The sequence below is a fragment of the Consotaella salsifontis genome, assembly GCF_900167365.1.
Classification (GTDB): Bacteria; Pseudomonadota; Alphaproteobacteria; order Rhizobiales; family Rhizobiaceae; genus Consotaella; species Consotaella salsifontis.
Map to the genome: position 1 here is coordinate 95,155 of NZ_FUXL01000008.1, position 12,071 is coordinate 107,225.

The following is a 12,071-nucleotide window of genomic DNA, read 5'->3' on the forward strand; positions in this document are numbered from 1 at the left end:
ATTCGAATCGAGGGCGATCAGCCCATGACAGTCTTTTCAGCAACGCTGGAATCGGCGTTCAGCCGGTAGACGATCGGCACGCCGGTCGCCAACTCGCGGCTGACGATCTCCTCGCCCGTCAGCCCATCGAGCGCCATGATCAGGGCGCGCAGCGAGTTGCCGTGGGCCGCGACGATCACCGACCCGCCCTTGAGCACATGCGGCTGAATGGTGTGGATGTAGTAGGGCCAAACGCGCGCGCCGGTGTCCTTGAGGCTTTCGCCGCCGGGAGGCGGAACGTCGTAGGACCGGCGCCAGACATGCACCTGCTCCTCGCCCCATTTGGCGCGGGCGTCGTCCTTGTTGAGGCCGGAGAGGTCGCCATAGTCGCGCTCGTTGAGGGCCTGATCCTTGAACGTCTCAAGGCCTGTCTGGCCAAGTTCCTCCAGGATGAGGCCGAGCGTGTGCTGGGCGCGGGTGAGCACGCTGGTGAAGGCGATGTCGAACTTGAGGCCGGCTTCCTTGAGCTTGCGGCCCGCTGCGTGTGCCTCCTCGACGCCCTTCTCGGAAAGGTCAGGGTCGCGCCAGCCGGTGAAGAGGTTCTTGAGGTTCCAGTCGCTTTGTCCGTGGCGGACGAGAACGAGGGTGCGTTCCATGTGAGAGTTCTCCGTTTGCGTTCGTCAAAGGGAGGGCCGAACCGGCCCATGTTGCGACGCGCCGTCGGCTAAAGCCCCAGCACGTCCTTCATAGAATAGAGGCCGGGGGCGCGGCCCCTGGCCCAGAGAGCGGCGGTCAGGGCACCTCGCGCGAAGATGGAGCGGTCGCTCGCCTGGTGGGAGAATTCTATGCGCTCCCCCTCCCCGGCGAAGATCACGGAATGGTCGCCCACCACCGAGCCGCCGCGCAAAGTGGCGAAGCCGATGGCGCCGGACGGACGTGGCCCCGTATGGCCGTCGCGGGCCCTGACGCTGTGGTCGCCAAGATCGATGCCCCGCCCGTCCGCCGCCGCCTTGCCCAGGAGCAGCGCCGTGCCCGAGGGAGCGTCGACCTTGTGACGATGATGCATCTCCAGCACCTCAATGTCGAAGGCATCGGGGCCGAGCGCCTTCGCCGCCTTCTCCACCATGACGGCGAGCAGGTTGACGCCGAGGCTCATATTGCCCGACTTGACGATGGCGACGCGCCGCGCGGCCTCGGCGATCGCCGCCTCGTCCTCGGCGGACAGGCCCGTCGTGCCGATGATGTGGGCAACGCCCGCCGCCGCCGCTGCTTTCGCATTAGCGACGCTCGCCGCCGGCGCGGTGAAATCGATCATGGCATCCGCACCTGCGAGCGCGGCCGCGACTTCGCTGGTGAGCTTGACGCCGTTTTCGCCAAGGCCGGCGAGAACGCCAGCGTCGCTTCCCAGAGCCGCGGCTCCTTCACGCTCCAGCGCCGCGACAAGGCGGACGCCTTCGGTCGTGGCGATGGTCTGGACGAGGGTGCGCCCCATGCGCCCGGAAGCCCCCGTCACCACCAGCTTCATCTCGCTCATCTCGCTCTCCTTCGCGCGCGGCAGGGAGCAGGGCCACGCTTTGCCCGCAAGCCGGCGCATTGCCGCACCAGGCTCTCACCCTCGGCCATGGACGGTCTCCGCCAGGGCCTCGGCGTCGGACCCGACACGGTTCTGCAGGCTGTAGAACCGTGCGTAGAGGCCGCCCGGCCGATTGACGAGGTCATAATGGCTGCCTTCCTCGACAACCTGACCCTTGTCCATCACCAGAATGCGATCGGCGCCGATGACGGTCGACAGGCGGTGGGCAACGACAACGACGGTGCGGTTCCTCGCCGCCTCCTCCAGTGCCGTCTGGACCAGCGTCTCCGAGCGGGAATCAAGCGCCGACGTCGCCTCGTCGAGAAGCAGGATCGGCGCGTTGCGAACCAGGGCGCGGGCGATCGACAGACGCTGCCGCTGGCCGCCCGAAAGAGTGATTCCGTTCTCTCCGAGAGGGGTATCGTAGCCCTGCGGCTGGAGAAGGATGAATTCCTCCGCCTGGGCGAGCCGGGCGGCCTCCTCCACCTCCGCGTCGGTCGCCTCCGGGCGGCCGAAGCGGATGTTGTCTCGGATCGTTCCCTGGAAGAGATACGGCTCCTGCGGGACATACGCGATCCTGGAACGCAGCGAGCGCTTCGTAACCTCGGAGATGTCCTGATCGTCGATGAGAATGCGCCCGCCCTGGAGGCTGTAGAAACGCTGGATCAGGGCGATTACGGTCGATTTGCCGCTACCCGAGGCGCCGATGATGGCGGTCGTCTTGCCCGCCGGCGCCGTGAACGAGAGGTCGCGCAACACCGGCTCGGTCGGATAGTAGTTGAAGTCGGCATGCTCGAAGCGGATCTCGCCACCCGCAACGGCGAGCGCCGGCGCGTCGGGCGCGTCGGGCTGGCGCGGCTCGATATCCAGGATCTCGTAGATCATTTGGGCGTTGACCAGCGCGCGCTCCAGCTGGACCTGAAGGCGCGCGAGACGGCGGGCCGGATCGTAGGCGAGAAGCAGGGCGGTGATGAACGAGAACATCGAGCCCGGCGAATAGCCGTAGACGACCGCGCGATAGCCCGAATAGGCAATGATCGCGGCGATCGCGATGCCCGCCACGATCTCCGTTACTGGTCCGGAGCGCTCGGTGATCCGGGCGATGCGGTTGGAGCGTTCCTCCGCCTCGACGATCAGCGCCTCGATCCGCTGGCGCAACACCTCCTCCATGGTGAAGGCCTTGACCACCGTAATGCCGCGCGCGGCCTCCTGGATGGAGGCCAGCACGCGGGAGTTGACGTCGACGGACTTGCGCGTCGCCGAGCGCAGCTTGCGCGACAGCCTCATAATCATCACGCCGATGAAGGGGCCGCCGACCAGGGCAATGGAGGACAGGAGGGGGTCCTGATAGACCATCACGCCGATCAGGAAAATGAGCGTCAGAAGATCGCGTGCGATCGAGGTGATGGTCAGGTTCAGCGTCGAGCGGATGCCCGTCACGTTCTGGTTGATGCGCGCAGCCAGCTGCGCCGAGCGGTTCTCGTGGAAGAAATCGACGGAGAGGTCCGTGAGATGCGAGAAGAGGCGCCGCTGGTAGCGCGCGACGATGTTGTTGCCGATCCTCTCCAGGATCACGCCCTGCTGATAGCCGGAAAGGCCGCGCACAACGAAGGAGACGAAAACCGCGAAGGGCAGCGCCACGAGAAGCGAGCGATTCTGGGCGACGAAGATCTCGTCGATGACGTCTCGCATGATCCACGCCATGAAGGCGGTGGAAAGCGACCCAAGGACCAGGCAGACGGCGGCGACGCTATAGAGCCCGAGATATTCGCGCCCGTTCTCGGCGGCAATCCTCTTCAGGAGGCGGATCACCTGCCCGCGCTCCGCCTTGCCGCCGGTCAAAATCGGAGCCTTCATGCTCGGCCGGTCCTGCATGTCACGCCATCCATCGGCGCTCGGCCGTCTCGATGCCGTATCGGCGCGGCGCGCGGGCGTAGGCCGCCAGCCCGGTCAGTGCCGCCAGGGACGCCGTGACCACGAAGAGCGGCACCTGCCGCATCAGATCGGTGTGCGGCGCCTTGTTCTCGAACTCGGCGCGGATCGCTCCGACATCGAGAATCGGGATCAGGCGCTGGAAGATGCCGCCGCCGATATAGACGCCGCCGCGCGCCATGAAGATCAGCGCCAGATCGCCCGCGTAGCGCCCGACATAGAGCGTGAAAAGCCTCACCGCCTCGACGGCCTGGGCGTTGGCAGCGGTGCTGGCCGCTCCGGACACCTCGGCTGGTTCACTGAGAATGGGCATGACTCCATCGGCCGCGCAGATCGCACGGTAGAGGTTGACGAGCCCGCGCCCGCACAGCACCTGCTCTCCGGAAACGCGGCCCTCGATGGTCTCGAGATGAGGCCAGATGGCCTGGTCGCGCGCCGTGCGCGGCCCGAGATCGACATGCCCGCCCTCGCCCGCGACAGGCACCCAGATGTCACGCACCTTGACGAGCCCGGCGACGCCGAGGCCGGTTCCGGGGCCGAGCACGACGCGCGAGGCCGTTTCATGGACGTGGCCGCCGCCGATGGCATGATGAACGCTTGGCGGCAGGGCGGAAACGGCCAGCGCCTGGGCCTCGAAATCGTTGAGGACGACCACCTCCCGAAGATCGAGGGAGGCGAGCATCTGGCGCGGCTTGATGACCCAGGGCGCATTGGTGAGGTCGATCTCATCGCCGTCCACCGGCCCGGCCACAGCGAGCAGCGCGGACTTTGGGCGGCCGCCCGCCGCGATCACAACCGCGCGAATGGCATCGTCAATCGTCTTGTGATCGGCGGTGCGAGCGATCTCGTAGTGCTTCGGCTCGGCCGTTTCATTTTCCAGCACGGCAAAGCGGGCATTGGTGCCGCCGATGTCGCCGATCAAGACCGGAAAGGTCAGTCCCGGATCGCTGTCGAGAGTGCTGATCATGCCTCAACCCGCTTCGCGCCAATCTGTCCGGCCCGCCAATACGCTATCGCGGGGCCGGACGCAAAGGCAGGGCGGTACGCCGCCCCTCAGTTCGAGGGGCGGGCTCCGGGCCTCGGACCGGCGACGGGAAGCGGCGGAACCGGTCCGGCCTCCGGGAACATCGCGGCGGGTGGCGCCGCTGAGGGAACCGGCGGGGCCGTCACCGCGACAGGCTGCGAGGCACCGCCGCCGGCCGAAGGCGCGGCGAGGACGGCGGCGCAGGCCGCAGGCAGATCCGCCACCCGCATGGGCGGCTTGGGCTTGGCCGGCTTGGCGCCCGGCTTCGGCGGCTGAAGCGCGACATTGAACCACCAGCCAAGGTCGCCGCAGCCGTCTCCCGTGCCTGTCGAGGCCTGGGGCTTGCAACCGTCGGACCCCGGTTGGCAAGACAGGCGGACGTGGAAATGTTCGTTGTGGCCGTAATAGGGGCGCACCTTGTTGAGCCAGCCGCGATCGCCGCGCGTCGTCTCGCAAAGCTTCTTCTTGATGCCCGGATGAACGAAGATGCGCTCGACCTCAGGGTCCTCGGCCGCGAGCTTGACGAGCCCGGCATAGCGCTTGTCCCAGATGGTGTCGTCGACCTGGAACGTGCCCTTCTTGAGCACCGAGCGGAAGGGATAGTCCTCCCGCTGCTCGACCGTGAGCCGCTTTTCCGGCATCGGACGGAACCAGATGTCGACATCGAGCCCGATCTGATGCGACGCATGGCCATAGGGCAGCGGCCCGCCGCGCGGTTGCGACATGTCGCCGACAAGAAGCCCCGGCCAGCCATCTTCGCGCGCCGCTCGCTCCGCCAGCTTCTCGACGAAGGCGACAGTCGCGGGATGCCCATAGTGACGATTGCGGGAGGTGCGCATGACCTGCCAGTCAGGCCCGTCGATCGGCAACGTCGCGGCGCCGGCAAGGCATCCCTTGGAATAGAAGCCGATGCTCCGCGTCGCCATCGCCGCCGGCTCGCGCGCCGCCGAGAAGGCTTCCTTGGCCAGCGGCGAGGCCGCCCCGCTGGGCGAGGCGGCCGCCATCAACACGCTCGAAGCAAGCATAAGGCCGGCGGAGAGCCGGCACGAGAATTTCACCATCCCCACCTCTTGTCGTCATGCGCCGGGCGGGGCGTGGTGAAACAGCCCGCCGGCGCTATTCTTCGTCTTCCCCGGCCGCGGAGGAAACCTGACGGGAGATGTAGAGCTGGTCGCCCAGCATCTCCATCAGACCAAGCTGCTCCTCGCAGAAATCGACATGCTCCTCCTCGTCGCCGAGGATGGTCATGAACAGGTTGAAGGTGCCGACGTCGCCGGCCGCCTCACATTCGCGCGCGGCCTTGTTGTAATAGGCGCGCGCCTCATTCTCCATCTCCAGCTGCGTCTCGAAGATGTTCTTGACCGACTTCGGCTGCTCGATCTTGTCGAGTGTATGAACATCGGGCTCGCCCTCCAGGAGAATCAGGCGGGACAGATAAAGATTGGCGTGCTCACGCTCCTCGCCGATCTCCTCACGCATGCGCTTGGCCAGACGGTCGATGCCCCAATCGTCGAGCTTGCGCTCCTGAAGCAGATAGGTGTTGACCGTCGTAAGCTCCATCGTGAGGGCACGCTGAAGATGCTTGAGGGAAACCTCTGGGCCTTTCATGGCAGAATCGTCCTTGTTGCGATGCAGAATGATTGCGTCGGCATTGCGACGTCGCCCTAAACACGTAGGGCAAGCGGACCTTCACTCCAGCCCACCATCCAGGCCGCGACGATTCGTCCGCGCCGCGCCTAGGCCCGCGTCACCGCGAGACGAACGCCCGGATCGGGGCGCAGCGTCATCGCCATGACAGGCTTCGGCAGGGCGAAGCTCGCAAGGTCGAAGCGGAAGCGCGAAATGAGCGTCGCAAGGATAATCTCGGCCTGCATCATCGCGAAGTTGGCGCCGACGCAGACGCGCGGCCCCGCCCCGAACGGCAGATATTGATACTTGTCGATCTTGCGCCGCGCCTCGGGTGAGAAGCGGTCGGGATCGAAGCGATCGGGACGCTCCCACAGGAGATGGTGGCGATGGAGCGCATAGAAGGGCAGAAACAGGACCTCGCCGGGATTGATGTCGCGGCCGGCCAGCACATCCGCCTCGCGCGGATCACGCGCCAGCATGCCCACCGGCGGATAAAGGCGCATCGCCTCCTCGATCACCTGGCCGATGAAAGGCATTTTCGAAAGATCGTCGGCGCCCGCCGCGCGGCCGGCAAGGACGGCGCGGGCCTCCTCTCGCGCCCTTTCCTGCGCATCGAGATCGAGCGCAAGGAGGAGAAGCGACCATGACAGCGCCAGCGCCGTCGTTTCGTGACCGGCGACGATGAAGAACTGCATGTTGTGCAGCACATCTTCGGCCGACATGGAGTGCCCCGTCTCCGGGTCCTTGGCCTTCATCATATGGTCGAGCAGGTCATCCGCTCCGCCGGGTGCCTCGGCGCGCCGCGCGGCGATCGCTTCCGCGACCATGGCATGCATGGTCTTGACTGCGCCACGCCCGGCAATGGCGCCGGGGCGCGGCACCCAGTCCGGAACATGCAGGAAATCGAGGAGAGAGGCCCGTCCGACGGTTTCGAAATAACGGGAGATGGCCGCCGCATAGACCTCTCCGTCGAAATGCTCCCGCCCGGAGAGCGCGACCTCGCAGATGACGTCGAACGTCGCCGACAGCATTTCCCGCACCATCTCGGCGGCGCCACCGGCGGCGTCCAGCCTCTCGCTGGCGCGCTCGGCGGTCGCCGTCATCATTGGCGCGAGCGCGTTGACATTGCGCTGGGCGAACACCGGGGCCACCGCCCGTCTCTGCCAGCGCCAGGCCTCGCCCTCCGAGGTGAAGAGGCTGTCGCCCACCGCCGGGCGCAGCATGCGCACCATCGTCTGGGACTTCGGGTAGTTGTCGACATTGTCGAGGAAGATGCGCTTCAGGGCAGCCGGGTCCTGGATCATGTGCCAGCGCGACGTCGCGCGCCCGGTGACGATCGGCTGCTGATAGGCGATCTCTGGAATCAGCTCGAGGACGTTGCGCCGCGCTGCCCTGACCGACTGGAGGATGGTGAGCGGGCGCGTGTGCGGGGTGATCGTTGGCGGCAGCGTGGGCCGATCGAGCATGAAAAGTCTCCTGCCGGGATCGATGACCGGACGACGGCGCCGGCCTCTATGCAGGAGAGTTGGGCCCAGGAAGACCGCATGCAAGGGCCTCGCCAAGGGTTGATCGGCCGGCTCCATGCGATTTCATGGCAAGCCCGCATCAGGAGCGAGCTTTCTTTCCGAGCGTTCGGTTGATGCGACAGGCAGCCGGTTTGGCGGTCATGATACCTGTGGCCGGCGGTAAGGCTCTGTCAAAACGAGAAGCAACCACCCTTTTCGCGGTGAGCCGTAAGCTCAGGCCGAGCGCCGGGCCCTGGTTTTCTTCTTTGGGCTCGCTTCCGTCTTCGCATCGGCGGCCTTGCCCGCATCGGCGGCTTCCCGCTCGAGCCTCAGGGCACGAAGACGGGCCGTCTTCTGCTGGACAGCGGTGGCGTCGGCCTTGATCAGCCCCATGGCGGAGCCCTTTTCGTGGCGCGGCGATTCCGAACGAAAAACGGAATTGGCGCGCCTTTCGGCCTGACTGGTGTTGTTCATGAGATATGCTTTCGGTCAGCCGAGGTCGTGATCGCGTCACGCGGGTGCGTGGAAAACTCGGCGGAGCAGCTTGCGTGATAGATAGCGCCGAAGCGGCACACGCACAGTGCAGTCTGATCGAGGATAGCCCCGAATGCAAATCGGGCTCCTTCCTCGCGGAAGGAGCCCGATCCTGTGGCAAGCGCCGATATCGTGTTCATCGCATCGCAAGCGCGGGTTCGCCAGTACATCCGTGGTCGACCCGGCTTCGATGCGGACCACCCGCAGCCCTAACGGCTACCGGTGAAGCTCAAGCGAGCGAGAGATTGTCGGCGGACTTCTTGCCGGAGCGGCGGTCCGAGACGAGCTCGTAATTGACCTTCTGACCGTCCTTCAGCTCGCTGAGGCCGGCGCGCTCGACGGCGCTGATGTGAACGAAGGCATCCGGGCCGCCATCATCAGGAGCGATGAAGCCGAAGCCCTTCTGCGAATTAAACCACTTAACGGTTCCCGTCGTCATGGGAAACCCTTTCAAAGACGAGTGTAGACAGGCCCGAGAACGGACCATTGTAGATCGATTTTGTCAGGAGAGAATTATTGAACAGAGCGCTTTCATTCCGCGCCAAGGCCAAAGTCCCGGCCGTCTATCGACTTCCGGAATATGGAGGATCGGCGCGGAAAATGCAAGCTCGGCACAGATTTTTAATTTAGACAGCAAAAGCGCAACCCGTGCGACTTCCCGTTAGATCCCCAAGCGGCAGCTCACCAAGATGAACTTTAGCCGCCTCGGAGACGGTCGAACGGGGGCAGCACAGGAGGAGCGCGAAGCTACGCCTACGCTCCGAACAGGTCGTTCCAACGCTCCGTCACCCGCCGCGCGATATCCGGATCGGTACGCATAACGGTGCCCCATCCCCGGCTCGTCTCCGCGCCGATCTTGTTGGTGGCGTCGATGCCGAGCTTGCCGCCCAGCCCCTCCAGGGGCGAGGCGAAGTCGAGATGGTCGATGGGGGTGCGGTCAACCGTCAGGAGGTCGCGCGAGGGGTCCATACGGGTCGCCACCGCCCACATCACGTCGCTCCATGAGCGGATGTCGATATCGCCATCGACGACGATCAGCATTTTCGTCATGGTGAACTGCGGCAGGAGCGACCAGAATCCCATCATCACCCGGCGCGCCTGACCGGCATAGCGCTTGTCGATGGCGATGACGGCGACGCGATAGGAGCAGGCCTCCGGCGGTAACCAAACATCGAGCACCTCCGGCATCTGCTGCTTGAGGAGCGGCTTGAAGACCTCGAGGAACGTGTCGGCGATGACGGCGGGCTCGTCGGGCGCGCGGCCGGTGAAGGTCGACAGATAGACGCCGTCGCGGCGCACGCGCATGTGCTTCAGATTGAAGACGGGAAAGGTCTCGGGCGGATTGTAATAGCCGGTGTGGTCGCCGAACGGCCCTTCCTGCGCCGTCTCCGTCAGGGACACCGTCCCCTCGAGAACAATTTCGGCGCTCGCCGGCACATGCAGCGGAATGGTGCGGCAGGGGACCATGGCCGGCCGCCCCCCTGAGAGAATGCCGGAGAGCGAGAGTTCGGTGGTCCCTTCCGGCGCCGGCATGACCGCTGCCATCATCGTCGCCGGATCGGCGCCGATGACCACGGCGACCGGCATCTCCTTGCCGGCCTTGACCCATTGGCGATGATGAACCGCTCCGCCCCGCATCTGAAGCCAGCGGGCGATGGCGCGCCGCTTGTCCAGGACCTGCATCCGGTAGACGCCGAGATTGTAGGTGGAGAAGTCGTCGCGGCCCGGCGCGCGCGTCACCACCAGCGGCCAGGTGATGAGCGGGCCGGCGTCGCCCGGCCAGCAGGTCTGGACCGGCAGAAGTGAAAGATCGGGAGCGAGTTCCTCCCATTTCGCCCCGTCGCGCGCCGATCGCGGACGTGAGTTCAGCGCCGCCTTGGCCGCCGGCATAAGGTCCAGCGCGGCCCTGGCCGATTCGGGCGGCTTCGGCGAGCGCAGCCAGGCCATCATCTCACCGAGCCCTTTGAGTCCCTCCAGGTTCGTGCCGAGCGCTGCCGCGACGCGTTCCCTCGTGCCGTACAGATTGGCGACGACGGGCAGGCCAAAGGATCTGTCGCCCGAGACTGGCCGGTCGAATCGCAACACCGGGCCGCCCTGGGCGATGACGCGGCGGTGGATCTCGCTCATCTCCTGGGCGACATCGACCGGGGCCGTCACGCTCTTCAGCTCGCCCTGGCGCTGGCAGTGGTCGAGAAAGGCGCGAAGGTCCGCGAAAGCCGGTTGCGAGCGCTGGTACATGGGATTCTCCGAGGTCGGAACCGGCTGACTGCCACCCCAAATGCACCCAAACTTTGCGATGGATCAAATTTTGAATGGCGTCGGCCGCCTATGGCGGGAGACCGATGACAGGAAACTCCATGGTCGACCAACCGAACGGCGAACTTCCAAAAGTTCTGCAAATTCTGGCGCGTCCCGCGGGGCTGCTGCCTCTCGGCATCGTATTGACGCAGGCCGTGCGGCGCATGGCGCGCCGTCGCCCGACCCTGTTCGAACGCCTGGACGAACACCGTCATGCTTCTTTCCTGGTGGAGCCGAGCGACCTCGATTTCGCCTTCGTGCTGGTTCCGGACGGCGAGCAGGCGAGCGTGCGTTCCTATTCGAAGCGCGCCCTGCCCTCCGCCGACGTTCACGTCAAAGGGCCGATCCTGATGCTGCTCGGCCTTCTCGACGGCACGTTCGACGGCGACGCCCTCTTTTTCAACCGCGTCCTTTCTGTTTCCGGCAAGACCGACGCCCTGGTGGCGCTGCGCAACACCATCGAGGACGCGGAACTCAAGCCCTCCGATCTCCTCGGCGTCACGGGACGCGGCGCCGCCTTTCTCGACAGCGCCGTTCTGAGGGCGCTCGCCTCGGCCCGGCGCGTTGTTGGCGCGCCGAACATGGGAGCCATGCCATGAGCCTTGAACTCGTCTGCCCGGCGGGCACGCCGTCGGCCCTTCGCGCCGCCGTCGATGCCGGCGCGCATTCCGTCTATTGCGGCTTTCGCGACGAAACCAACGCCCGCAACTTTCCCGGCCTCAATTTCTCGCCGGCCGAGCTAAAGGAGGGCGTGCGCTACGCCCATCAGCGCGGCGCCAAGGTGCTGGTCGCGGTCAACACCTTCGCCAAGGCGGGGGCGATGGAGCCGTGGAAGAAGGCTGTGGCCAATGTCGAGGCCGCGGGCGCGGATGCGATCATCGTCGCCGATATCGCCGTGCTCGACCATGCGGCGCGTCACCACCCCGATCTTCGCCTCCACCTTTCGGTGCAGGCGGCGGCCGCGACCCCGGAGGCCATCGCCTTCTACGCCGATACGTTCGGCGTCAGGCGCGTCGTGCTGCCGCGCGTGCTCTCCGTGGAGGAGATCAAGAAGCTCAACAGTGCGGTCGCGTCAACCGGCGTCGAAACGGAAGTCTTCGTCTTCGGCGGCCTCTGCCCGATGGCTGAGGGGCGGTGCGCCCTGTCCTCCTATGCCACCGGCAAGTCGCCCAATCTCGTCGGCGTCTGCTCGCCGCCCGATTTCGTCGAATATTGCGACGAAGGGGCCGACGGCACGGCAACGCGCCTCGGCGGCTTTACCATCGACCGTTTCGCGCCCGGCGCGCCCGCTGGCTATCCGACGCTGTGCAAGGGCAGCTTCGTTGCCGGCGGCAAAACCTCGCACCTTTTCGAGGACCCGGTGAGCCTCAATGCCGCGAGCCTCCTGCCGCGCCTGAGGGAAGCCGGCGTCACGGCCCTGAAGATCGAGGGCCGCCAGCGCGGCAAGGGATACATCGCCGAGGTGGTGAGGACCTTCCGCAAGGCGGTGGATGCGCTGGAGGCGGGCCGCCCGCAGGTCGAAGCGGAGGCGATGCTCGCCGGCCTCGTCGAAGGCGGACGCCAGACGTCGGGCGCTTATCAGAAGACTTGGAGATAA

Annotated in this window: 12 protein-coding genes; 2 read left to right on the forward strand and 10 right to left on the reverse strand. The window is 66.0% G+C overall.

Features of this window, described 5'->3' with window-relative positions; translation table 11 throughout:
- Positions 1 to 17 precede the first annotated feature (17 nt).
- The 10 genes from B5D38_RS12870 to B5D38_RS12915 form a co-directional block, all read right to left on the reverse strand.
- Positions 18 to 635 (reverse strand): 2,3-bisphosphoglycerate-dependent phosphoglycerate mutase, encoded by a 618-nt coding sequence (locus tag B5D38_RS12870; protein WP_078708838.1) that lies wholly within the window; start codon positions 633 to 635, stop codon positions 18 to 20.
- 68 nt (positions 636 to 703) lie between these two features.
- On the reverse strand, positions 704 to 1,513 hold the full coding sequence (dapB, locus tag B5D38_RS12875; protein ID WP_078708839.1) for a 4-hydroxy-tetrahydrodipicolinate reductase: 810 nt from the start codon (positions 1,511 to 1,513) through the stop codon (positions 704 to 706).
- A gap of 75 nt (positions 1,514 to 1,588) precedes the next feature.
- On the reverse strand, positions 1,589 to 3,409 hold the full coding sequence (locus B5D38_RS12880) for an ABC transporter ATP-binding protein (protein ID WP_116002725.1): 1,821 nt from the start codon (positions 3,407 to 3,409) through the stop codon (positions 1,589 to 1,591).
- A gap of 19 nt (positions 3,410 to 3,428) precedes the next feature.
- The gene (locus tag B5D38_RS12885; protein ID WP_078708841.1) at positions 3,429 to 4,451 is read right to left on the reverse strand and encodes a glucokinase; all 1,023 of its coding nucleotides are present in this window, start codon (positions 4,449 to 4,451) and stop codon (positions 3,429 to 3,431) included.
- 86 nt (positions 4,452 to 4,537) lie between these two features.
- Entirely contained in the window at positions 4,538 to 5,569 is a 1,032-nt protein-coding gene (gene mepA, locus B5D38_RS12890; RefSeq protein ID WP_078708842.1) for a penicillin-insensitive murein endopeptidase, read from the reverse strand.
- A gap of 55 nt (positions 5,570 to 5,624) precedes the next feature.
- Positions 5,625 to 6,116, reverse strand: coding sequence for a bacterioferritin (locus tag B5D38_RS12895; protein ID WP_078708843.1), 492 nt, complete (start codon positions 6,114 to 6,116; stop codon positions 5,625 to 5,627).
- Between the two features lie 128 nt (positions 6,117 to 6,244).
- The gene (locus tag B5D38_RS12900; protein ID WP_078708844.1) at positions 6,245 to 7,603 is read right to left on the reverse strand and encodes a cytochrome P450; all 1,359 of its coding nucleotides are present in this window, start codon (positions 7,601 to 7,603) and stop codon (positions 6,245 to 6,247) included.
- A 273-nt stretch (positions 7,604 to 7,876) separates the two neighbouring features.
- Positions 7,877 to 8,116 carry a hypothetical protein gene (locus tag B5D38_RS12905; protein WP_078708845.1) on the reverse strand — a complete coding sequence of 80 codons (240 nt, stop codon included), beginning with the start codon at positions 8,114 to 8,116 and terminating at the stop codon, positions 7,877 to 7,879.
- Between the two features lie 289 nt (positions 8,117 to 8,405).
- Positions 8,406 to 8,615, reverse strand: coding sequence for a cold-shock protein (locus B5D38_RS12910; RefSeq protein ID WP_078708846.1), 210 nt, complete (start codon positions 8,613 to 8,615; stop codon positions 8,406 to 8,408).
- A 314-nt stretch (positions 8,616 to 8,929) separates the two neighbouring features.
- A complete protein-coding gene (locus tag B5D38_RS12915) occupies positions 8,930 to 10,414 on the reverse strand; it encodes a UbiD family decarboxylase (protein ID WP_078708847.1) in 1,485 nt (494 codons plus the stop codon).
- A gap of 119 nt (positions 10,415 to 10,533) precedes the next feature.
- Between B5D38_RS12915 and ubiT the strand changes: the two genes are divergently transcribed.
- Entirely contained in the window at positions 10,534 to 11,073 is a 540-nt protein-coding gene (gene ubiT, locus B5D38_RS12920) for a ubiquinone anaerobic biosynthesis accessory factor UbiT (RefSeq protein ID WP_078708939.1), read from the forward strand.
- On the forward strand, positions 11,070 to 12,071 hold the full coding sequence (ubiU, locus tag B5D38_RS12925) for a ubiquinone anaerobic biosynthesis protein UbiU (protein WP_078708848.1): 1,002 nt from the start codon (positions 11,070 to 11,072) through the stop codon (positions 12,069 to 12,071). The genes ubiT and ubiU overlap by 4 nt, the downstream gene beginning before the upstream one ends.

Excerpts from the sequence above, each read along its gene's own strand:
- B5D38_RS12870 (WP_078708838.1), bottom strand. The coding sequence starts at position 635 with ATGGAACGCACCCTCGTTCTCGTCCGCCACGGACAAAGCGACTGGAAC.
- dapB (WP_078708839.1), bottom strand. The coding sequence starts at position 1,513 with ATGAGCGAGATGAAGCTGGTGGTGACGGGGGCTTCCGGGCGCATGGGG.
- B5D38_RS12880 (WP_116002725.1), bottom strand. The coding sequence starts at position 3,409 with ATGAAGGCTCCGATTTTGACCGGCGGCAAGGCGGAGCGCGGGCAGGTG.
- B5D38_RS12885 (WP_078708841.1), bottom strand. The coding sequence starts at position 4,451 with ATGATCAGCACTCTCGACAGCGATCCGGGACTGACCTTTCCGGTCTTG.
- mepA (WP_078708842.1), bottom strand. The coding sequence starts at position 5,569 with ATGGTGAAATTCTCGTGCCGGCTCTCCGCCGGCCTTATGCTTGCTTCG.
- B5D38_RS12895 (WP_078708843.1), bottom strand. The coding sequence starts at position 6,116 with ATGAAAGGCCCAGAGGTTTCCCTCAAGCATCTTCAGCGTGCCCTCACG.
- B5D38_RS12900 (WP_078708844.1), bottom strand. The coding sequence starts at position 7,603 with ATGCTCGATCGGCCCACGCTGCCGCCAACGATCACCCCGCACACGCGC.
- B5D38_RS12905 (WP_078708845.1), bottom strand. The coding sequence starts at position 8,116 with ATGAACAACACCAGTCAGGCCGAAAGGCGCGCCAATTCCGTTTTTCGT.
- B5D38_RS12910 (WP_078708846.1), bottom strand. The coding sequence starts at position 8,615 with ATGACGACGGGAACCGTTAAGTGGTTTAATTCGCAGAAGGGCTTCGGC.
- B5D38_RS12915 (WP_078708847.1), bottom strand. The coding sequence starts at position 10,414 with ATGTACCAGCGCTCGCAACCGGCTTTCGCGGACCTTCGCGCCTTTCTC.
- ubiT (WP_078708939.1), top strand. The coding sequence starts at position 10,534 with ATGGTCGACCAACCGAACGGCGAACTTCCAAAAGTTCTGCAAATTCTG.
- ubiU (WP_078708848.1), top strand. The coding sequence starts at position 11,070 with ATGAGCCTTGAACTCGTCTGCCCGGCGGGCACGCCGTCGGCCCTTCGC.